This is a genomic window from Sporosarcina sp. P2 (genome assembly GCF_002743255.1).
Lineage (GTDB): Bacteria > Bacillota > Bacilli > Bacillales_A > Planococcaceae > Sporosarcina.
Genome location: NZ_PDYY01000020.1, coordinates 1 through 22004 on the forward strand (window position 1 = coordinate 1; position 22004 = coordinate 22004).

At 42.6% G+C, this 22004-nt stretch carries 19 protein-coding genes and 1 pseudogene; 5 read left to right on the forward strand and 15 right to left on the reverse strand.

Annotation, left to right across the window (positions count from 1 at the left end; genetic code table 11):
• Positions 1 to 307: 307 nt before the first annotated feature.
• The 6 genes from CSV67_RS16950 to CSV67_RS15930 all read right to left on the reverse strand — a co-directional run bounded on the left by CSV67_RS16950 (position 308) and on the right by CSV67_RS15930 (position 5588).
• Entirely contained in the window at positions 308 to 622 is a 315-nt protein-coding gene (locus tag CSV67_RS16950; RefSeq protein WP_233192637.1) for a hypothetical protein, read from the reverse strand.
• A 111-nt stretch (positions 623 to 733) separates the two neighbouring features.
• Positions 734 to 1234 (reverse strand): transposase, encoded by a 501-nt coding sequence (locus CSV67_RS16955; RefSeq protein ID WP_233192638.1) that lies wholly within the window; start codon positions 1232 to 1234, stop codon positions 734 to 736.
• A gap of 440 nt (positions 1235 to 1674) precedes the next feature.
• Complete coding sequence (gene tnpA, locus CSV67_RS15915) at positions 1675 to 2067, reverse strand: IS200/IS605 family transposase (RefSeq protein WP_099632573.1); 393 nt, start codon at positions 2065 to 2067, stop codon at positions 1675 to 1677.
• 449 nt (positions 2068 to 2516) lie between these two features.
• A complete protein-coding gene (locus tag CSV67_RS15920; protein WP_099632574.1) occupies positions 2517 to 4082 on the reverse strand; it encodes a YndJ family protein in 1566 nt (521 codons plus the stop codon).
• The gene (locus CSV67_RS15925; protein WP_099632586.1) at positions 4075 to 4629 is read right to left on the reverse strand and encodes a DUF4166 domain-containing protein; all 555 of its coding nucleotides are present in this window, start codon (positions 4627 to 4629) and stop codon (positions 4075 to 4077) included. The genes CSV67_RS15920 and CSV67_RS15925 overlap by 8 nt, the downstream gene beginning before the upstream one ends.
• A gap of 59 nt (positions 4630 to 4688) precedes the next feature.
• On the reverse strand, positions 4689 to 5588 hold the full coding sequence (locus CSV67_RS15930; protein WP_099632575.1) for a DoxX-like family protein: 900 nt from the start codon (positions 5586 to 5588) through the stop codon (positions 4689 to 4691).
• A gap of 391 nt (positions 5589 to 5979) precedes the next feature.
• Here CSV67_RS15930 and CSV67_RS15935 point away from each other — a divergent pair, with 391 nt between their 5' ends.
• The 4 genes from CSV67_RS15935 (at position 5980) to CSV67_RS15950 (ending at position 12008) form a co-directional block, all read left to right on the forward strand.
• Positions 5980 to 7209 carry an AI-2E family transporter gene (locus tag CSV67_RS15935; protein WP_099632576.1) on the forward strand — a complete coding sequence of 410 codons (1230 nt, stop codon included), beginning with the start codon at positions 5980 to 5982 and terminating at the stop codon, positions 7207 to 7209.
• Between the two features lie 558 nt (positions 7210 to 7767).
• Positions 7768 to 8844: a glycosyltransferase family 2 protein gene (locus tag CSV67_RS15940; RefSeq protein WP_099632577.1), complete on the forward strand. Its 1077-nt coding sequence runs from the start codon at positions 7768 to 7770 to the stop codon at positions 8842 to 8844.
• A gap of 283 nt (positions 8845 to 9127) precedes the next feature.
• Positions 9128 to 11059: a collagen-like domain-containing protein gene (locus CSV67_RS15945; protein ID WP_099632578.1), complete on the forward strand. Its 1932-nt coding sequence runs from the start codon at positions 9128 to 9130 to the stop codon at positions 11057 to 11059.
• Positions 11060 to 11582: 523 nt separating this feature from the next.
• Complete coding sequence (locus CSV67_RS15950) at positions 11583 to 12008, forward strand: SRPBCC family protein (protein ID WP_099632579.1); 426 nt, start codon at positions 11583 to 11585, stop codon at positions 12006 to 12008.
• Positions 12009 to 12244: 236 nt separating this feature from the next.
• Here the strand turns inward: CSV67_RS15950 and CSV67_RS15955 are convergent, their stop codons facing one another.
• From CSV67_RS15955 to CSV67_RS17160, 6 genes and pseudogenes are all read right to left on the reverse strand, one after another.
• A complete protein-coding gene (locus tag CSV67_RS15955; RefSeq protein ID WP_099632587.1) occupies positions 12245 to 13855 on the reverse strand; it encodes a catalase in 1611 nt (536 codons plus the stop codon).
• Positions 13856 to 14192: 337 nt separating this feature from the next.
• Positions 14193 to 14918: an amino acid ABC transporter ATP-binding protein gene (locus CSV67_RS15960; RefSeq protein ID WP_099632588.1), complete on the reverse strand. Its 726-nt coding sequence runs from the start codon at positions 14916 to 14918 to the stop codon at positions 14193 to 14195.
• A gap of 14 nt (positions 14919 to 14932) precedes the next feature.
• Positions 14933 to 15598 (reverse strand): amino acid ABC transporter permease, encoded by a 666-nt coding sequence (locus CSV67_RS15965; RefSeq protein ID WP_099632580.1) that lies wholly within the window; start codon positions 15596 to 15598, stop codon positions 14933 to 14935.
• 38 nt (positions 15599 to 15636) lie between these two features.
• Complete coding sequence (locus tag CSV67_RS15970; protein WP_099632581.1) at positions 15637 to 16461, reverse strand: transporter substrate-binding domain-containing protein; 825 nt, start codon at positions 16459 to 16461, stop codon at positions 15637 to 15639.
• Between the two features lie 373 nt (positions 16462 to 16834).
• Positions 16835 to 17068 carry a hypothetical protein gene (locus tag CSV67_RS16960; RefSeq protein ID WP_233192639.1) on the reverse strand — a complete coding sequence of 78 codons (234 nt, stop codon included), beginning with the start codon at positions 17066 to 17068 and terminating at the stop codon, positions 16835 to 16837.
• A 24-nt stretch (positions 17069 to 17092) separates the two neighbouring features.
• Positions 17093 to 17227, reverse strand: a pseudogene (locus CSV67_RS17160) (YkvA family protein); the annotation flags it as partial.
• Positions 17228 to 17637: 410 nt separating this feature from the next.
• Between CSV67_RS17160 and CSV67_RS15980 the strand changes: the two are divergent.
• On the forward strand, positions 17638 to 18477 hold the full coding sequence (locus tag CSV67_RS15980; RefSeq protein ID WP_099632582.1) for a pyridoxamine kinase: 840 nt from the start codon (positions 17638 to 17640) through the stop codon (positions 18475 to 18477).
• A 79-nt stretch (positions 18478 to 18556) separates the two neighbouring features.
• Here CSV67_RS15980 and CSV67_RS15985 read toward each other — a convergent pair whose 3' ends face one another.
• The 3 genes from CSV67_RS15985 to CSV67_RS15995 all read right to left on the reverse strand — a co-directional run.
• Entirely contained in the window at positions 18557 to 19813 is a 1257-nt protein-coding gene (locus tag CSV67_RS15985; RefSeq protein WP_099632583.1) for a YeeE/YedE family protein, read from the reverse strand.
• 155 nt (positions 19814 to 19968) lie between these two features.
• Complete coding sequence (locus CSV67_RS15990; protein WP_099632584.1) at positions 19969 to 21432, reverse strand: MDR family MFS transporter; 1464 nt, start codon at positions 21430 to 21432, stop codon at positions 19969 to 19971.
• A 129-nt stretch (positions 21433 to 21561) separates the two neighbouring features.
• A partial coding sequence (locus tag CSV67_RS15995; protein ID WP_233192640.1) for a conserved phage C-terminal domain-containing protein occupies positions 21562 to 22004 on the reverse strand: 443 nt, incomplete at its 5' end.

A 22004-nucleotide genomic window follows, 5' to 3' on the forward strand; every position in this document is an offset into this window, starting at 1 on the left:
CCAAATTTCGATTGACCAGCTTCACGACCCGGGACGTTAGGTTCTGCCGCCACTCCTTCTAATTCTTTCATTTTCTGTTTTATACCCTCTTCTACAAGACGCCCGTATTCAATATCCGCTTGTCTGAAACTCCACACGAATGAATTCGGTGGGTTCTGAGGTACTATTCGGCTTCTTCCTGACTCTATAATAACTGGACAGGACACTAACCGAGTTCCCTCAGTCTTTCTGGAATCACGTATGCCCTAACGGACTGCGTTACGATTCGGTAGGCCCATTTCAAGACCTATTCAATTTTGTTTTATTGTTACACACCCATGCTTGCAATGCGGATCATGCTGGTAGATAGTCGAATCATTTCCGTTTCATGGTCGTCGCAAAAGCGGCTCCATGACGCATTACATAAATTTCGATCAATGCTTGTTAAATCGTTGTTCGTGTTTTGAATCAAGAATGCACTGTAGAGATCTCGCTGTATGTGTCGCTTTCCGAATATGTTCCAGCGGTCGCTCAAGGTCTTCTTTTGATAAGTGTCATCCATATGATGGTATTGACTCGCCTTGACGCTCCAGGTATCAATCTTTTTGAGATGAATGCCGTCTGCCTGCAATTTCGTGTCCAATATCGAGAGTAAAAGTGCAGGGGCCCGTCGAGCAAGCGACCGTCCAAATCGCCTCTTCGAACAGATGCGACCCGTCACTTCATTGAGGGTGGTCTTACTGGACCTACGTTGTTAGCCCGAGAAACTCATCGTTTCCACGCGAATATCATCTCCCATCGCACGAATCCAATTGGCCATGATGTGATGGTCCTGCTTTCGTATGGCGGTCATCTTTCGATGTAACTCATTGAGCTGCCGACGCACCTTATGATACGTGTTACTTTCATGCCATGGTATACGTACCCTCTTGATCGTTCCATTTGGATGATACCGTTCGGGATTTGTCGCTCGCCGACTTCGATCCAGCTTTCTTTGCAGGAGGCGAATCTCCCGCTCCAAATGAAGGACATTTGGAGCGAGTAGGAAGAGTTTGGCATCTGTCTCGCTAACGACCGCAATCGTTTGTGTCCCCATATCAATGCCCACGCGACCGACACCTTTCGCATGTCTCGGTTGGCCTTTTTGATCCTTCTTTTCTGGGGGGATGCCTCCGAGGACGAGCTTTACAAAATAGCGTTCTGACCCTCGGATAGATCTTCGAATGATGCGGCAATACTTGACGCGATCCTGCAAGGCGAGATGAGCGTAGACGTCACGTTCCTTAAGATGGGTGGGTAGCGTAAGCCCATTCCAGTGAATGCATCTTTCTTTGTGGCGAATGCCGGCGCCATTGCTTTTCCCTTCGACAGAGTGCATCTCCCCTTTTCGTTTGAAGTGGTGTTGCATAGGTTTCACATAGGCATGTAAAGCATATTCGCTTAGGCCGTATTCCTTGTCGAGTTCCCGAAAACGCCTTATTGCGTGCTACAGGTGGTTTTTCTGTAAGTAAAGAGCGATAGCGAGGATCCCTGCCTCGGTTCTTTCTACGAAGGAGTAATTCTCCAAGACAAGCATTGTAAAGGGTGCGGGCAATGTTCAACCGCTTCCGCAGAACATCTTCTTGCCATGGCTTTGTGCGTAGCGGAAGAGTCAATACATATGTTCTGTTCGGCATCGATCCACACTCCTTCCAATTAGACATTTTTCTGATTTTCAATATAGTGCTTGATTGTATCTTCTGAAATATGGCCAACAGTGCAACTGAAATAGCTACGTGTCCAGAGGGACTGAAGCCTGTACTTAAGGGACGGGTACTTGCCACGCAGTCTTCGGCTACTAACTCCCTTGAAATCTTTAATGACCTTATGTAGCAGTAGCCGCGGATCAAACTCTATAAATAAGGGGACGTGTTCTGGCATGATTTCCAGAGTATGAATGATAATCTCTTTTTCTTCTGCTAGTTCGTGGAATATCTGTTCTAGATCCATTGCGATGTCCCCTGTTAGCACCTTTCGACGATACTTCGGACAAAAAATCACATGAAATTGGTTTTTGTAGACGAGTCCTTTTTTTATGTATATAGTCATTCATGTGAAACAGCTCCCTGAGACTATTATCTGATTTATCTGTTAATAGCACCAAAGCAATATATGATTAGCAAACAATCTACTATATTATTTGCCGTAGAACAAAGAAAAAACCGACACCATTCCTCCCCATGATTGAAATGAGGGGCTTCCTGGTGTCAGTGTTGTGATTGTATAGAAATCAGCATATGCAGAACCAGAAAATCGTCAAAACGAGAAAATTGAATTGTGTGAAGGTGAACAAGCTGTAGGTATAAGGAATTTTATTGTAAGAATTCGATTTTGATGTGTAGTTTGAAGATGAAATTGAATTGTTTATGTTTTTTTTAGAGACGATTGATCATCCTCTAAGAATCGTAAAACTCATGTAGTAATTCATGAGGAATCAAACGGCTATCCTACCTTGGGGAAATAAGTTCTTTACGTGCGTACCATAAAGTATCGAGAAATCATTCCTCCACAATAGAATAATCAATCGTCAAAAAAGGAAGTGAAAATATCCACATTTGATGCGTAGCTTTTAATGTACCGTTTTCCGTTTCCTCAATGAAGAAAGTTTCTTCTAATGGTAATCTACATAACCCCTTACTACTAAAAGAAAAATACACTCCTGCGTCAGAAGCTGATTTCGTACGTTTGCTAGTCAATTGTAATCCTCCATTGACAGCATGCAACTCTAAAATCCCCGTCATCGTAGAATAAGGCAATGGTAATGCAATATTCATATACATCTGCTCATCGGTTGCATGCTGCGAATAAAAAGCGGTGAAAATTGTTTGCTCGCCAACTTTCCGTTCCCATACACGCACTTGCTCACGGCCGTCCAAACTTTCGTCCAGTGTATAAATATTGCCCGTCATTTCGACTTCTTCTGAATGCAATGGCAAATTAATTTGCTGCATGCGTTTATTGAGGAATGAATACATAAAGGCAAACGGCTTAAACCAACGATGCCAGCGGATGGAAGCATACAGCTTGAAGTCTACCGTCTGTTCATAGAGGCGTATAATTACTGGAGAAACCGTTGCAGGTGATAGTCCGTAAACGGTTAAGTCATCAGACAGCCCGCGATGCCGACCAATCTGACCGATTTCGTCCGCAACTTGCCTTCCCCGAATTTGGCTGACCGGAAACATCGGCGGTATAAAACGCGCTGGTGGTACATGAAGAGACCAGCCAATGATGCCGAACAAAGCAAATACGACACAATTTAACACACCATGAAAACGAAGCATGAAATCAATCGTTACGGAAAAGATTCCAAAACCAGTACTCAGTACATACAGCATGGAAAATGAAATCGTCACAGCTAAAGCACTAAACGCCAAACGTAGTAGCCACTTCTGCAAACGACATGCAAAAGGAAGTTGCCAAACGATTCGAATGATTACACCCAAACCATACATATACAGCAGAACGGAAAGTATTTCAATCCATCGTGAAAATGTAATACCCACCGCCACGATCATCGGTGCCGCAAGCAATGCAACTACGGCCCATTGATACACACGCGAACTATGCAGACGCCCGATCCATCCAATGAAAACGGATAATATGAAAGCCGAATAATGAAAATGAATAGCAGTCAACCATGTAAGCAATGGACTAAATCCAAGATCCACCCCCGCAACAAAAGCAAAATACCAGCCGCCTCCCATTGCTAAGTAGACAAGTCCTAGATCCATCGCAAACTCCTCTACATTCGTAAAGCCGCGACGCAGAAACCGAACCACTCCGTAGAGAGCTACATATAGCGTAAATAATAAATAGAATGAAGCAATCCACCCATTCCATTCGGTAGAAACCACCTGTTCAAGCACTACTGCGGTATAAGCAGGTATCGCGACATACGGATAGTATTTCCAAAACCAATCACGCTCCGTACAGAAGAGTCGTAACAGAACAGGGATATACACAAGTTGCGCAACCATTAATATACTATATGGCCACGGAGTATCACTTATAGCAATAGCCATTAGTAACAACAACACATGAATCATGACAAACTTACGCATCTTCCGTAAACTCTCCTTCGTATGAACATACTGTACCTATTAACGAGTTCTTTACATCGACGGTAATTCGAAAAACTTCACTCCGTTCATCATACGACTCTACAACCGTCGCCAACCCTTGCAGAAACTTCGGCAATGAAATCTCCAACTTCCCGAGTACCAACCGTTGATCCAATGATTCGATTTTTAATGCCCCGCCATAGTCGACAGTAAATTCCAAATCAGAATAAAATAGCGGTGGTTCACCAAGATAATCTTTCACGACCATATGTTTTTCATCCAAACTCATTAAGGCATTGAAATAGCGTGTATTGTTCGGAAAACTAAACTTTCGTTCCCAATGAATTTCTTCATTGCCTGCTGAAGAGACAAAAGATGAATTAACAATCGTAAACGAAATAGCCGTGCCACTTTCCGGAAAAACAAACTTCCGTCTCGCGCCCCATAAGAAAAGTGGGAAAAGCCATTTTGGACCACCTGTTATGCGATTCATCGTTCCTGATGCCCGAAAGACTGGTTCTTCAAAGGCATATCTTTTTTGAAGCATTGGATGAAGGTGTGAAAAATCTTCTGCCAATACTTTCTTATAAATAGACACGTTACATGTCACCTCTTTCTTTTACACGACGTCGCTGTCGGCACATCCTTGCTCCTAAGTATACCAATACTTGTCAGCACGATTAACGCTACATTTAACGTTACTGGATTAAATGGATGAATAGCAGTTTCCGGAGCAACCACCAAGGCTGCAATAGTCAATAATGGAAAAGCGACTATCTGCAAGAACAAAAGATGCCGTTTATTGCGATAAAGCAACCAAACCACACCGAATACTACTTCAGCCAAGCCGATCACATACACAACAGTTGTAGCTGATGCGTCAGAAAGCGAAAGACTGCTCGCAATCATCGCTTTTTCCTGCGGATGCATCGCAAGGAGTTTAGGAACAAGTCCTTGATAAATCCATAGGAAAGCGAAAAATACTGTCAGAAGGTGCATCGTGAAATAGCGTCGATATTGCGAAATTGGAGTTTCTCCCTGCTCAAGCCATCGTTTCAGCACATCAAAACTTACTGCAGTCGCATAGCCCATTAAGGGTCGAAACAACGTATCCACTAGTTGTCCTACTTTGCCAAAATTCGTTTGATAATCATATTGCGTCAAAAATTTCGTTCCTTCTCCCATTGGCTCGTACTTCCAATAACCGCGTCCTTCACGTATCGGTGAGATTTTTTGATTCGTGCCAAAGTGTAACGAAGAACTGCGCGATCCGCTGTCCGAATAAGCAGTTCCACTACTCTCACCCCATCCTTCCACTGTGACGAACGGACCCACCGTTCGTGTATAGGTAAACCGTTGCGTTTGGTCTTCTTCCTTGGGTAAATAGTGGATAGAAGAAAAGCGCAAGTCCCATTGCGCATGTAACTCTGGATCTTGGGAAGCATCCCACACTCGCTGTAGCGGAACATCTATGGGTATCTCTACATAAATCGGCTTTGATTTCATCAAAATCACCTTTCCAGCTAGTTTTCAGCGTATAGTTTTCTATCAATTTTAAGTACAGCATACCCTCCTTAGTTTACCATTTTTATTAAATAAAGAACTGTCGATTTAATCATGGAAAGCGAATTTATACCATGAAGCTTTTGTGATCTCAATCCGCTAGAAATATGGATGACGTAAGAATTTACCAAGTTCTAGTGATAGTGATACACTTATATTACAGCACGAGATAGATTCTACTGTAGGTAGATACTGTGAGAAAAGTTGACATTCTTTCATTAGAAGAAAACCAAAAGAAATGTGTTATGGATAAGAATCCATGGTGACCTAATTTTTTGGATCAACCTGAATGAGACTGTAAAGATAATTTATATCTAGAGAAGAGGTGCTGGATATGGAAAATGATAAAATACGAACGATGACTACCTGGTTCAGAAACTGGTTTTTGGATAATAAAGTAGTTGCTATCTTATTAATTTCACTTTTAATTTTATTGAACTTCCTAGTTTTTTCGAAAGTTATGTATATGTTTCATTTCGTTAAAGAGTTTCTCGGTGTAGTGGCCTTACCTATCATAATGGCGGGGATACTATTTTACTTATTGAATCCATTGATCGATATGATGGAAAGAAAGAAGATCAAGCGTGTTTGGGGGATTGCACTCGTCTTCGTGGTCATTAGTGGTTTAGTCGCATGGGGTATTATCATACTGATTCCGATTATACGCGAACAAGCTACAAGCCTTATTCAAAACTGGCCGGAATATTGGAATAAATTATTAGAGCAATTCGATAGCTTGTTGAGTAGTGGTATGTTTTCCCAACTACAAGGAAAGTTGGACGATATGGATAAAAGTATTATCAAGTCAATAACAGAGCAAACGAATGGCTTCATAGACTCTGCTTTCTCGGGGATTGGCAGCGTGCTCGGAACGGTTACCAATGTGGTCATCGCATTGCTGACTATGCCAGTTCTTTTATTCTTTTTATTGAAAGACGGCCGTGATTTACCGTACCATACAATGAAACTTCTACCGACAAAGATGCGCGCCAACACGTATAAAGTATTGAAAGAAATTAATATGCAAATTAGCCAATATATCCGCGGGCAATTATTAGTCGCATTTTTTGTAGGATTGATGTTCTGGATTGGTTTGGCGATTGCGGGACTCGAATATGCAGTTTTACTCGCCATATTAGCAGGGGTACTCAACTTGGTTCCTTATTTAGGGTCATTCCTTGCGATTATCCCAATTGTCATCATCGCGCTAGTCTCTTCACCTTTCATGCTAGTTAAAGTCATTATTGTGTTCGCAGTGGAACAAGCACTTGAAGGCAGACTGATCCAACCATTGATTTTGGGTAGTAATTTGAAAATACATCCTGTGACTATTATTATCGTGTTGCTGACGGCCGGGAAATTATTCGGTGTGCCAGGTGTTATTTTAGGGATTCCGGCGTATGCTGTCATCAAAGTAATTGTCGAGCATATTTTCAAGTGGTATAAATCCTATTCAGGTCTCTATGTTGAACCATACAACCCTGCTCCTAAACCGAGCGTTCCCATTGAAAAAAGGAAAGTGAAGAAGCGGAAAAGGTTTAATGTATGGAAGAAAAAGAAATGATAGTCCATGCAAGATTCATTCACTATCGGTAAAGATTTTAATAAGAGGTGCTTGGTCTCGGAACGATTTTAATGCACACCCCAAAAGTTAGAGTTGCAATCTAACTTTCGGGGTGTTTTCTTATGGTTAAATATAGCGAGGTATTTAAGGTGAAGATAGTCCAAAAATTCAAGACTACCAGTGATGAAATAAGTTTTAACTCTTGAGTAACTCATCGACTTTCATCAAAAATATCAAACTAGTCATTCATCACCACTTCAGTTCACTGGTACAATAATTAAATTAATTAACTTTCACGAATATTCATACATTTTTCTCTGTAAAAAATTCAGACCTAAACATGCTATCTAGGGCTGAAAGTATTGAACCCCCCCTCTATTTACGCTTCTAAAGCTATCAACGCTAGCCCTCACAGTAGCTCTTCTTGCTTTGAACACTTTTACATTCATTCTTTTACCTTTCCATAGAGTCTATTTTTTCTTGAATAACTGTTATCCTCCCCTCCCCATCTCTAAATTCTTACATATAAATAGTTAAGATACGTTTGGAGGGGAAAATATGATTACTATTAGTTTATGCATGATTGTCAAAGACGAGGAGACAGTGATTGGGCGTTGCTTAGATTCAGTCAAAGATCTTGTAGATGAAATCAATATCGTTGATACAGGTTCTACAGATCTGACAAAGCAAATTGTCAGCGCCTACACGGAACGGGTTTTTGATTTTTCGTGGAAGGACCATTTTGCGGATGCAAGGAATTACTCATTTCAACAAGCCACTAAAGAATATGTTCTTTGGTTGGATGCCGATGATGTGTTCACGCAAGAGGATCGAGAAAGGTTCATCAATTTAAAACAGCAGCTCACTTCTGATTATGATGCCGTGACCATGAACTATCATCTTAGCTTTGACGAAGAAGGCCAAGTTACATCTTCTTTGAAACGGCATCGGCTCGTGAAAAGAGAAAATAATTTTATATGGATTGGTGCGGTGCATGAATACTTGTCGGTGTCCGGAAATATTTTAGATAGCGAAGTTGCGGTCACCCATCTTCCCCTAAGCCATGATTGTAATAGAAACTTACGCATTTATGAAAACAAACTAGCATCAGGTGAGGATTTATCGCCCCGTGATACATTTTATTATGCTAATGAATTGGCGGATCATGAGGAATTCAAGGGAGCGAGTCTTTATTATGAGGAATTTCTCGACAGTGAGGCTGGCTGGGTGGAAGATAATATCCGTGCTTGCTTTAAGCTTGCGGATTGTTACCAGCGATTAGGGCAACCAAAAAAGGCATTAGCTGCAACACTCCGATCTCTCTCCTATGATGCTCCACGCCCAGAAGCGTGCTGTCGGTTAGGCTATCATTTCATGGAGAAAGCCAACAATGAAGCAGCCATTCAATGGTATTCACAGGCCTTGCAAACGCAGGAGTCGAGAACATTGAGTTTCCACAACAAAGCCTTTTCCACATGGCTTCCCCATCTCCAATTATGCGTTCTATATGATCGGCTTCAAGCATATGAGGTGGCCTATCAACATAATGAGGCAGCGCGTTTTTACAAACCTAATGATCCCTCTATTAAACATAATAAAAGCTATTTGGAAGAAATACTAAAAACAGATGATTAACAAAGTTACAAATCCTCAAAGGCACAAGTCGACTTGATCTGTGAGCTGAGAGTCGGTATCTAGAAAATAACAAGTTTCTTTAAAGCCACTTTTTCATAGGTCATGACTTTACATTTATCCCATAAAACAATAATGGATAGTCATACAATGATCTAACAAACTGGGAATTCACTATAAAACATCTTCTTTTACTTTTTTACTATCCTTTTTTCCAGGCGTAGTGTTGCTTGCCTGCTCCCCCTTCCTTTCACTGAATACGATAGGTAGGAAAGGAGGTGATAAAATGGATTTCAATGATTTTTATAACGGGCACGGTAAACAAAACTGTAATTGCAACAAGTGTACAGGTTGCAGTTCTTCAGAAAAGTGTAATTGCAAGCGCGGTCCACGAGGCTGTCGGGGACCAAGAGGATACGAGGGACCTATTGGACACACAGGTGCGACGGGAGCAACAGGTGCGACGGGTGTGACAGGGGCGACTGGTGATGTCGGACCTACTGGAGCTACTGGAGCGACTGGTGATGTTGGGCCTACTGGCGTCACAGGGGCAACTGGTGATATCGGACCTACTGGGGCGACTGGTGTCACGGGAGCGACTGGTGATGTCGGACCTACTGGCGCTACTGGTGTCACGGGTGCTACTGGTGATATCGGACCTACTGGGGCTACTGGTGTCACAGGTGCTACTGGTGATGTCGGGCCTACTGGGGCGACTGGCGTCACGGGTGCGACTGGTGATATCGGACCTACTGGCGCTACTGGTGTCACGGGAGCAACTGGTGATGTCGGACCTACTGGCGCGACTGGCGTGACTGGAGCGACTGGTGATGTCGGACCTACTGGGGCTATTGGTGTCACAGGTGCTACCGGTGATGTCGGACCTACTGGAGCGACTGGTGTGACGGGAGCTACTGGTGATATCGGACCTACTGGGGCGACTGGTGTCACGGGTGCTACCGGTGATATCGGACCTACTGGCGCTACTGGTGTCACAGGTGCTACTGGTGATGTCGGACCTACTGGAGCGACTGGCGTGACTGGAGCGACTGGTGATGTCGGACCTATTGGGGCTACTGGTGTCACAGGTGCTACCGGTGATGTCGGACCTACTGGAGCGACTGGTGTGACGGGAGCGACTGGTGATATCGGACCTACTGGCGCGACTGGTGTGACGGGTGCTACCGGTGATATCGGACCTACTGGAGCTACTGGTGTCACAGGTGCTACTGGTGATATCGGACCTACTGGTGAAATTGGACCAACGGGAGCCACTGGTGTAACAGGACCTACTGGTGAAATTGGACCAACGGGAGCCACTGGTGTAACTGGGCCTACTGGTGAGATCGGGCCAACGGGAGCCACTGGTATAACAGGGCCGACTGGCGAAATTGGACCAACTGGGCCGACTGGGCCTACTGGCGAAATCGGGCCGACCGGAGCCACTGGTGTAACTGGGCCTACTGGTGAAATCGGACCGACTGGAGCTACTGGTGTAACTGGGCCTACTGGTGAGATCGGGCCAACGGGAGTTACTGGTGTAACAGGACCTACTGGTGAAATCGGGCCGACTGGAGCCACTGGTGTAACTGGGCCTACTGGCGAAATCGGGCCAACGGGAGTTACTGGTGTAACAGGACCTACTGGTGAAATCGGACCGACTGGAGCTACCGGTGCAACTGGGCCTACTGGCGAAATCGGGCCAACGGGAGCTACTGGTGTAACTGGGCCTACTGGCGAAATTGGACCAACGGGGGCTACCGGAGCTACCGGTGCAACAGGTGCAACGGGAGCGGCTGGTGGATTATCCGAATACGGATATATTTACAACTTAACTCCTAGAACGGTAGCTATAGAGGAGGATGTTATTTTCGACTCAAACGGAATAATAACTCCTGGGATTACGCACATTCTAGGAACTACTGATATAGTAGTTACTACTCCTGGAAACTATGAAGTTACTTTCTCCGTATCAGGTACAGAACCTAACCAATTCGCGTTATTCTTAAATAGCGCGCTAGTGGCAGGAACAGTTTATGGTTCAGGTGCGGGCACGCAGCAAAACAATGGCCAGGTTATAATTGCCATCTCAGCTGGAGATGTTCTAACTCTGCGAAATCATTCGTCTGCGGCAGCAGTTGGCCTCGCCTCTAACATAGGGGGCACACAACAAAACGTGAACGCGTCTATTGTTATTAAATTATTAAGTTCAATATAGAACTAGAACTCTCACAAGAAAAAAGTGAATTTGCAAGACATGTTCCAAGCTTTTGAATGAGTGATTCCTGTGCATCTCATATTACAAACACTACTCTAACAATACAGTAGTATATGATAGATATATGACCCTGTGAGAGTAAATCTCTGCAGGGTCTATTTCAATTGTATTAATAGTTCAAAGTTATTCCAGTTGCTTGCCGCCACGCTGGATAATGGTAGGTTCGTTACAAGTACGATTGTTCCGACTTACCAAAGTGATTTCGCTTTCATTTTCTTCCCCAAAATTCCGTTGATGATGACTCGACAATCAATGTATAGGCGGTCGATTTAACATTACTTAAGAGTATTATGAAAATAAGCGAAACCTCTTGATATGAACTTAGAGATACGTGAATATGCGTTTGTAAATTAACATCAAGACTTATCTTTGATAAAATGAAAAGCTGATTACACAACACTTGTGGTGGTGGTATAATAATATATTCCAACTAAAAGGGTTAACTGAAGCGGAGGTATTAATTATGACTTCACAAAAGAAATTAGAAGATATCCGTAAAACCGTTATACTTAAGGCGCCTCTAGCAAAAGTATGGCAGGCTGTTTCTACGTCAGAAGGCATGGCGGCGTGGTGGATGCCAAATTCACTTCAACCCATTGTAGGGCATGAATTCGTACTTCACACAGTACATTACGGAGATTCTCTCTGTACAGTAACCGAACTTACTCCACCTACTCGTTTGGGCTTTGATTGGGGTAAAGATTGGCATGTTTTCATTGAATTAAAAATGTTGAGTGATGAGGAAATCGAACTCACGTTCATACATGCTGGCTGGGATGCAAATAAAGTAACTGAATTTGAACAACCACACGCAGTCATTCGCGGATTTATGAACAGTGGTTGGGAACGTATTATAAAAGAAAAACTTCCCGTAATAATAGTAGCTTAAGTTTGGTGAATCAAACTAAGCAAAAATTCACCATGAGTGGAACCGAGAGTAAGCAATGTCCATCTCTCGGTTCTTTTATTTTATGAGTCAAAATAATTATAGAGGATTAGGAATTCAAAAACACCTGATAAGACACAAACGCGTTTACTTCCACCATAACATTTGCTACCTACACAGGTGCTATTCGCTCTAGATTTTTAGTTAACTAAGATTTTCTCAAGCCCTTCGCCTTTCCATCAATAAGGCTCTGCTTCACGACCTTTTTCCACCGCATCTTTCACAGCCTGTTTAGAATCAGGCGTGCCTTGTCCAAATTTCGATTGACCAGCTTCACGACCCGGGACGTTAGGTTCTGCCGCCACTCCTTCTAGCTCTTTCATTTTTTGTTCAATACCCTCTTCAACAAGACGCCCGTATTCAAAATCAGCTTGCGTGAAGTGGTCGATCATCGCTTTTTGTATGCGTACATCACACACGGCTAGCGCTTCTGAAAGGTTCTTGATTAATTCCTCTCGTTCCCATTTCTCAAACTGTCGGAACGTCTCGCCTGCCTGACCATAATTATTGGGTCGATCAATCGGTGCGCTCATCGCCGCTGCATTATACGTAGGTCTATGCGGAGGCCGGCTTTCTCCTTTTGCTTCTTGAAATCCACCGAGCATAGATGGTTCATAATTGATATGCGGATTTTCTCCCGACTCGTAGGCGTCACGATTATCCATTTGACCCCGTTGCTGGTTTGTCCGAACTTCTTTTTTTGGCGCATTTACAGGTAACTGGAGATAATTCGTACCAATACGATAACGTTGTGTATCGGAATACGAAAATGTACGGCCTTGAAGCATTTTGTCATCTGAAAAATCCATTCCATCTACAAGCACCCCAGTTCCAAAAGCCGCTTGCTCTAGATCCATATGGAAATCATCGGGGTTCCGATCCAATACCATTTTCCCTACAGGCAACCAAGGAAACTGTTCTTCGGGCCAAAGCTTTGTATCATCAAGCGGATCAAAATCCAGTTCTGGGTGGTATCCATCTTCCATAATTTGCACGAAAAGCTCCCATTCAGGATACTCTTTACGTTCAATGGCTTCAGATAAATCTTGCGTCGCATGGGCAACATTTTTTGCCTGAATGGCATCGGCATCTTCCTGCGTTAAATTACGGATGCCTTGCTTTGGCTCCCAATGATACTTTACTAGAACCGCTTCTCCCTTGCCATTAACCCATTTGTATGTATTCACACCAGAGCCTTGCATGTGACGATACGTTGCGGGAATTCCCCATGGCGAGAACAAAAACGTGATCATATGAATGGATTCTGGCGACCTAGAGACAAAGTCAAACATGCGTTGTGGATGCGGTATATTTGAAGCAGGATCCGCTTTGAATGCGTGAATCATATCAGGAAACTTCATCGCATCTCGAATGAAAAATATTTTCAAATTATTCCCTACTAAATCCCAGTTACCATCTTCTGTATACATCTTAACCGCAAACCCTCGTGGATCTCGTGCAGTCTCAGGCGAATCTTTAGCTCCAGCTACAGTGGAAAAACGAGCGACAAGAGGCGTTCTTTTTCCAGCACCCGAAAACACTTTGGCACGTGTGTACTTTTCAACGGGTTCATTGCCCACTTTCCCATATGTTTCAAAATAGCCAAACGCACCCGATCCTCTTGCATGGACCACTCGTTCAGGTATTTCTTCGCGATCAAAATGAGAGATTTTTTCAATGAAATGATAATTCTCAAGCGTAGCAGGGCCACGGTCGCCAATTGTCCTGATATTTTGATTATCCTGTACAGGATGACCTTGGCGCGTCGTTAGAATTTCCCGATCTTCCATTTGAGATTCGTTCTGTTTATGTTTTTTCTTTTCCACGATAATCCTCCTCGACAAAGTGCATTCCATTTCTATCGACAGTATGACCACAACAAAGAAAAGATAAACACGTATAGTGCGACGGGAATTCGGTTCAATTGCTATGATAGGAGTGAAGTATAGCGAGTTTCTTATGTATGTTGGAATTTCAATGTTTCCCGGGAAATTCCATATGTACGGAATGGATGGGAGCAGAAAAGATAGTGGATCCAAAAACAGAGGCACCAGGTCACCGAACACTTTACAAATGTTCGGTGACCTAGTACCTCTTGTTCACTTTGAATGGAAACTTTTTCTGTTCTTATACGTCTACCATTTCCAGAAATTGTAGTGTACGTTCATTTGTTGAACGATTGAAAAATGTATCGGGATCAGAATCCTCAATGATGACTCCTTCGTCTAACATAATCACTCGGTCTGCCACGTTTTTTGCAAACTTCATTTCGTGTGTCACAACAATCATCGTCATTCCTTCCTCTGCTAAGTTTTGCATGACTTGCAACACTTCCCCGACAAGTTCGGGGTCTAAAGCGGAGGTCGGTTCGTCGAATAACAATACTTTTGGTTGCATGGCAAGTGCTCGAGCGATTGCCACGCGTTGTTTTTGACCACCAGATAATTTATTCGGATAGACTTCGGCTTTTTCGGATAATCCAACCTTTTGCAATATCTCGTGTGCCATCTTCTTCACTTGGACTTTATCCATTTTTTTGACCATCAAAGGCGCTTCCATTACATTCTCTAAAACCGTTTTGTGTGGGAATAAATTAAAGTGTTGAAATACCATTCCAACTTCCGCACGAATCTTGGCTAAGTTGTCTTTCTTTTGATTTACTTGCTTTCCATCAATCGTAATAACGCCTTCGTTCGTCAATTCCAAAAAATTTAAACACCGTAAAAAAGTACTTTTTCCCGATCCACTGACCCCTATAAGGACGACTACTTCCCCGCGGCGCACTTCCATATCAATACCATTCAACACGTTCAAATCTCCAAATGATTTATGAATATTTTCTGCTTTAATCATCGTATCCGCCCCCATTATTTATCCACATCCAATTTGTTCTCATACCATTTTAATAGAGCACTGAAAATCAGAACGAGAATGAGATAATAAAGACCTACTACGAGAAACGTTTCAAATTGTTTGAAATTAGATGCGGCTACTCGATTGGCCAAACCAAATAATTCAGATACACCAATCACATAGACTAAAGATGAATCTTTCAACGTAATGATGAATTGGTTGCCGAGTGGTGGAATCGCACGTCGTAAAGCTTGCGGGAATACGATCCTTCTCATTGTCAATGAACTATTCATCCCCAGTGCAAGACTGGCCTCTCGTTGACCTTTGTCAATTCCTTGTATAGATCCACGGAAAATTTCCGCAATATATGCACCGTTATGGACTCCTAAAGCAATCGCACCTGCCCAAAAGTTATCTAACACGATGATCGATGTGATACCGAAGTATAGAAACATAATCTGAACGATTAACGGTGTCCCTCGAATTAGCGTAATATACAAATTAGCAATCGTCTGCAATACTTTTGAGTTTGAAATCTTCATCAGTGCGAAAATGACACCTAACACCGTGCCGATTACGATAGCAATTGCTGTAATTTCGATGGTTAGTAGACCTGCTTGTAAAAATCCTTTGTACGTATTTTTGAATACGTCATAAAATGTTAGTAAGAACTCAGGCACCGGCACACCAACTTTCTAAAAATAGATAGAGATTTTCTTTATTCCAATAATTCTACGCCTTCTAAATCAATATCAAGTAAATTGCGACCGAACCATTTATCTGAGATTTTCTCATACGTCCCATCGTCAATCATTTCTTGTAATGCCACATCCAGCGCTTTTGTTAATTCAGGATTTTCTTTATTTACGGCGATGGAAGGTTGTTCTACCCACATTGGCTTGTCGACCTCTTTGACTTCAAATCCATTATCGATCGCTTCATACCCAACGATGTCCGCTGTAATGACTGCATCTAAGCGACCTTTAACCGTTAAATCTTTTAATGCTACTACATCACTGCTGTAATACTGAATATTATCCGATAATTCTTTTGCAGGCTCTTCATATGTAGACTGAGCCACTACGCCAATTTTCTTTCCGTCCAAATCTTCCGGAGATGTAATTTCGTCGTTATTCTTTGCAACGAAAATCATTCCTCCTGAATAATAGTAAGGCTCGGTGAAGTCCGCTTGCTTTGCCCGTTCTTTTGTATAAGCCATAGAACCAATAATTGCGTCAAACTTATTTCCCACTAGACCTTGTAAAATCGTTTCGAATGGATTTGTCACGGGGTTCGCTTCAAGTCCCATTTTCTCCGCAAGCGCATTTCCGATCTCTATATCAAAGCCCGTAAGTTTACCGTCTTCTTCAAAACTAAACGGTTTATACACTCCACTTGCAGCGAAAGTGAATTTTCCTTCATTGACTAATTTATAGCCTTGATCTCCGGTGTTCTCTGATGTCTTGTCGTCTTTGTTACCACAAGCAGCTAGTACGAACACCGGTGCAGTTAGTAGTACGATCATCATGATAAATTTCCTCATTTTCCAACACTCCCTTTTTAGATAGCCATATCGCTAATTTTCACACTTCACTCTCACACTTGAAACCGCTTACAATGAAGGTCGTTTGGTATGATAGAATAATTCTTTTGTTTTCCCTCTCCTTTCCATCGTGACCCATTAACTTCAATACTCCAATAGAAATTACCGTATAATCGAAATGAATTTCCAATCCCTAACACGCTTTCACCACTTTCTAACTAGTAAGTTATTTACTATTAAACCATGATACCATAGAAAAGCGTATAATTAATTTAATATTCTTTCTATATTTACTAATTTGAGATGATGTAACTGGATTCAATGTGTGGGCGGTACACTAATAAAGCTACGGGAATAAACGCCCAAAAAGCACTTAATCGTTCGTGTTGATCCTATCTTTTTTATTCCCTTTCTTCAGGGCCTTGATATTTTCCTTAACTTTCTTATTCTCGTTTTTCATCTCCTTCTTCTCTCTCCTATCTTGTAACTTCTTTTCCATTTCATCATCCAACGACTCAGTATCTTTTACAACATTTTCACCAAACCAGTCAATTACCTTAATTTTTGCTAGCTGTTTTGTTCCTGCGTCAATATATGTAGCCACCACTAGCAAAGCCCCCACGACGATCGCCAAATCATCGGAATACCCAACGACAGGTGTGAAATCTGGTATAACGTCTAACGGTAGGATGAAGTAGCCTAAAGCGCCTAAAATAGTAGATTTTACTTTCTTCGGAACTGTTGGTTTTTTAAAAGTATAGAACAGTAATAGCGTCCCATACGTTAACTTAACACCCGCTTATTTACCGAAATTAAGAATTTTATCCCAAAACTTTTTTTCGGAAAAATGCTTAGAATAGTCTTCATTATGATGAACCAAGATATTAACTACCTTCTTTTGTATTCTAGTTTTGTATAGCATGAACTTTTCATTCTCTCGCAACCTCTGGAACTCAAAACGTTGGGTTGGTCTACGTCATATGTATACCCCCCAAACTAGAAATTATAACCCATGATTATAGATAAAAATTCTACTTGAAACACTTGTTGAAAATCTCTCGTTTTCCTACATAATGATAGCTCACTAAATAATCCATACTAGTTCTTATACAACAATCTACTGCATTTTTTATGCTATAATACGTATTATACATAGCGATTTACGGAGGAATCCCCATGAAAAAAGTTGCAATTATTCAAGATTTGTCTTCATTCGGTAAATGCTCACTCACTGCCGCGATTCCTGTGCTTTCCGTGATGGGCGTGCAAGCATGCCCATTGCCTACTGCGGTTTTGTCTGCACAAACGGGATATCCAAGCTATTACTGTCATGATCTAACTTTCGCCATGCCGCTCTACACGGAGGAGTGGAAGAAGCTTCATTTCTCCTTTGACGGTATTCATACCGGATATATTACTGGCAAAGAACAAATTCGCCAGATCCTTACATTTCTAGAGAGTTTTTATACCGATCGAACGCTACTACTCGTTGATCCGGTACTGGGTGATAATGGAATAGCGTATGATAATTTTGACGAAGAACTTCTTGAACAAATGAAAGTGCTGGTCGCGCGTGCGGATATTATTACGCCGAACCTTACCGAATGCTGTTTGTTGACCGGTTATAGTTATGACACATTGCACCGCTGCAAAGATGAACAAGATTACCTGAAGATCGTAGAGGATTTAGGTAAGCTACTTCACCAAGCAACTGGCGCTGAAATTATTATTACAGGCATACAGCCACCCAGTCGGCAATTTACTATTGGCAATATGTATATTAACGACACGGACACACTTTTCACTACGGTGCCGTTCAATAATAAAAGCTATTCAGGCACTGGCGATTTATTTGCATCGGTCCTAATGGGTAGCCGACTTCGCGGCGTGGGCATGGAACAGGCAATCACGCTTGCCAAAGAATTCTTGCTCGCTGCCATTGAAGATACAGCGTTAGACGATACGCCGTTAGAGGCGGGAGTGAATTTTGAGAAGTATTTGCGGATGTTGTTGTGAGGAGTACATACTAAAAAGCACCAGAGCCACGTTTTCGTGGACCCGGTGCTTTTTTACGAATTTTATTGTTTCAATTTCTTTAGCACACAGAATCATTGGATTTCGGTACAGTTAATCCAAACAAAGGACGCAGATACAATGCCAAGAACGTTCCGGCTAGTGCGAGAATCCCCCAAATATAGCCATGCAAGCTAAATGAGGCAATGCCACCGAAGTAGGCTCCGATATTACAACCGAATGCAAGACGTGCGCCATAGCCCATCATCAGACCGCCTATGACGGAAGCTGCAAAATTACCTACTGTCACGCGTGTGAATTTGAATAAACCGCCAGCTGCTGAAGCGATGAATGCACCAATAATCACTCCAAGATTCAATACAGTAGTAGAATCAGTGAAAATGGATGCTTCTAACGCGGCTGCGTTGGCCCCTTGCCAATACCCCCAGCTCGCTACATCAAAGCCGATTACAGAAGCAATTTTAGAACCCCATAACGCAAAGGCAGAAGTAATGCCCCAAGGCGTTCCACGCGTCAATAACGTTAATGCGTTCAGCACCGCTAATACAATCGCAGCTGCAAACAAAGGCCAAGAGCCACGGAAAATCCGTTTCCATCCTCTTTCAGTAGGAAGGGCCGCCATTTTCGGCGCTTTTTTCTTTTTCTCGATAATCAACGTCAACCACGCAATGAATCCAAATAACGCAATCGACACAAGCCAAGCGCCACCATAGCCTAAGCCAGTGGACGTAGCCAATGAAACCGGAGCGAATGCAGGCATTTCTTCCGTCCAGAATGGTAAGTGGTATGCGCCAATTGTTGTACCGATGATGAAGAACGCTAGCGTTACAAACATCACAGTACGTCCGCCACCTATCGCATACAGCGTACCAGAAGCACACCCGCCGCCAAGCTGCATGCCAATTCCAAAGACAAAGGCGCCTACGATGAGGCTAACGCCTACAGGCGAAACATAGCCGGCGACCGGACCGCCAAAAAATGTCGTGCCATACGCTAAAATCGGTGCAAATAATGTTACCGCTAGTGCCAGCATCAGCATATGCGATCGCATCGCTTGGCCATTTCCAACTGACGCCAAGCGTCGAAATGCAGACGTAATGCCAAAGCGTGCATGAAAGAGAGTGAAACCAAGCAATAACCCAATGCCGAGAAGCATTGATTGGGAAATATGCTGGGTGGCTAGCAAATAAGCGAATAATACTACCGCCACAAGTACTGCACCCGCAATCAGTAGTTTTTGCGGTGGATTTAATAGAAGCTCATCTCGTTCCACAGGACTTTTCACGTCGTGGACGGCCTGTACTTTTATAGTAGTCATTCCATAACACCCTTTTCCTATTAATTTAGTTGGTATATAAACACATAGTATTATTCTCGGATTTGAAAGTCAACCAGTTTAGCTTATTGCAATACTTTTATAGGCTTGCAGACATAAAAATCCTCAACCCTATGACAAGGATTGAGGATTTTCAATTAATTACTTTCCTGTACATCTTCCCGCGGTGTAGCACGGTACACGATAAACGACAGTACAACTGCAACAAGCGACATAGCGAATGCGATAAAGTACACAAGTTCCACACCGGATACGAGAGCCAGATCAGCAGTTAATGCGTCGTCAGGCGTCGTAGATTTCTTTAGAAAGTGCAATTGTCTCGCATTCATAATACTTATAAATACCGAAACACCAATAGCCCCAGCAACCGGTTGTAACGTCGACATAACTGCCGTGCCGTGTGGATATAACCGTTTCGGTAATTGATTCAATCCATTCGTCTCAGCTGGCATCATAATCGCAGATACACTGAGCATTAGCAAAATATAACTCGTAACTACAACCCAAATGGGTGTATCGAGCGTCAATCGGCTCATCATGAACATCGTGCCACTGAGCACAATCGTAGCGGGTATCATCAGCACACGTGGTCCGAATTTATCAAATAATGACCCCATGAACGGTGACATTATACCGTTCAAGATACTGCCTGGTAGCAAGATCAAACCGGCTGTCGCTGCGCTCAGTGCGAGTGGTCCTTGCATATAAATAGGTAAAATAATTTCAGAAGCGAACATCGCCATAATAATAATCAAGAACAGGAAGACCGAGTGTGTGAACATCGGGTAACGAAACACACGCATATCCATGACAGGCTCTTTTAACTTAAGTTGCCTCATTGCAAACAGCGCGATGCCGATCACACCGACACCGATCAACAACAATACACGTGGACTCGCAAATCCATCAGCGCTTTCACCGACCGAACTAAATCCATATACGAGAGAACCGAAACCAATCGATGAATACACCAATGAAATATAATCAATTTTTGGTTTGGTGACTTCTGTAATATTGATCAAGTATTTATAACCGAATCCAATAGAAAATAAGGCGAATGGAATGACGAGGATGAATAAATAGCGCCATCCAAGATATTCCACGATCACTCCTGATAATGTAGGCCCAATCGCTGGTGCGAACATAATGACGAGTCCAATAATTCCCATAATCTTACCCCGTCTATGCGGTGGATAAATGAGTAGGAAAACGTTGAAAATGATTGGCATCAATAATCCTGTTCCCACAGCCTGAATCAGTCGACCTGTTAATAGAATCGGAAATGTCGTAGCACTCGCAGCCACAATCGTTCCTATCGTGAAAACGGTCATCGTACCGAGAAATAATTGCCTCGTCGTGAACCATTGTATCAGTAAGGCCGAGATGGGGATGACGACTGCCATGACAAGCATGAAGCCTGTAGCCATCCATTGCACGGTCGGTAGTGTGATGGAAAACTGATCCATCAGTGTAATGAGTGCGATGTTCAATAATGTTTCATTCAAAATGGCGAAAAATGCACCGATGATGAGAGCCAACATAATCGGTAGTACTTTGCTATTTGGGTTATCCGCCAAGTATTCGTATTTCTGTTCTTCCATCTCAAAACCTCTTTCGTTGATCACGTGAATTCGGCAGCATAGTTACCGTTCTTTTACTCTTATCATGCTTTTTTATGGACGGTGTGTCAAACATTCAGAATCCAAAATGATGATCTTTTTTAAAAAGAGTTATTTTTCCAATACGCTCGCTAGATTACCTAAATCTTCACCCTGACTAAAATCCAGTTCAGTAGAATGCAGCACGTAGTTTTTCGTAGTTTGTATAGGTTTCGCTGGTTGTTCATTCAAATAGTTTTCAAAGTTCGTCGGGTTGAATAACGTCGACGGACGCAAGTAAGCACGGTATTCAGGATGATGATTCCACTGGGATACTTTGAGATCAATGACTTGTATAAAATCCTGTTGTGTATAGCCTTCTTTCACTCTGCCAGCGATGAACTTCTTAGTAGCTGTTGAGGTGGCTTTGAATTGCTTTCCGGTTTTCTCATTCAGATAATTAATGACAACACGTGCGACGTCGAGATTCATCTCGACTTGGTCTTTATTCTTTATTTTTAAAGATTCTTTAAGTTCTTTAGTTATTGGCTTGCCCAATTCCGCCACGTGGACTT

Coding starts and splice junctions, on each gene's coding strand:
- tnpA (WP_099632573.1), bottom strand. CDS start 2,067: ATGACTATATACATAAAAAAAGGACTCGTCTACAAAAACCAATTTCAT.
- CSV67_RS15920 (WP_099632574.1), bottom strand. CDS start 4,082: ATGCGTAAGTTTGTCATGATTCATGTGTTGTTGTTACTAATGGCTATT.
- CSV67_RS15925 (WP_099632586.1), bottom strand. CDS start 4,629: ATGCTTCAAAAAAGATATGCCTTTGAAGAACCAGTCTTTCGGGCATCA.
- CSV67_RS15930 (WP_099632575.1), bottom strand. CDS start 5,588: ATGAAATCAAAGCCGATTTATGTAGAGATACCCATAGATGTTCCGCTA.
- CSV67_RS15935 (WP_099632576.1), top strand. CDS start 5,980: ATGGAAAATGATAAAATACGAACGATGACTACCTGGTTCAGAAACTGG.
- CSV67_RS15940 (WP_099632577.1), top strand. CDS start 7,768: ATGATTACTATTAGTTTATGCATGATTGTCAAAGACGAGGAGACAGTG.
- CSV67_RS15945 (WP_099632578.1), top strand. CDS start 9,128: ATGGATTTCAATGATTTTTATAACGGGCACGGTAAACAAAACTGTAAT.
- CSV67_RS15950 (WP_099632579.1), top strand. CDS start 11,583: ATGACTTCACAAAAGAAATTAGAAGATATCCGTAAAACCGTTATACTT.
- CSV67_RS15955 (WP_099632587.1), bottom strand. CDS start 13,855: ATGGAAGATCGGGAAATTCTAACGACGCGCCAAGGTCATCCTGTACAG.
- CSV67_RS15960 (WP_099632588.1), bottom strand. CDS start 14,918: ATGATTAAAGCAGAAAATATTCATAAATCATTTGGAGATTTGAACGTG.
- CSV67_RS15970 (WP_099632581.1), bottom strand. CDS start 16,461: ATGAGGAAATTTATCATGATGATCGTACTACTAACTGCACCGGTGTTC.
- CSV67_RS15980 (WP_099632582.1), top strand. CDS start 17,638: ATGAAAAAAGTTGCAATTATTCAAGATTTGTCTTCATTCGGTAAATGC.
- CSV67_RS15985 (WP_099632583.1), bottom strand. CDS start 19,813: ATGACTACTATAAAAGTACAGGCCGTCCACGACGTGAAAAGTCCTGTG.
- CSV67_RS15990 (WP_099632584.1), bottom strand. CDS start 21,432: ATGGAAGAACAGAAATACGAATACTTGGCGGATAACCCAAATAGCAAA.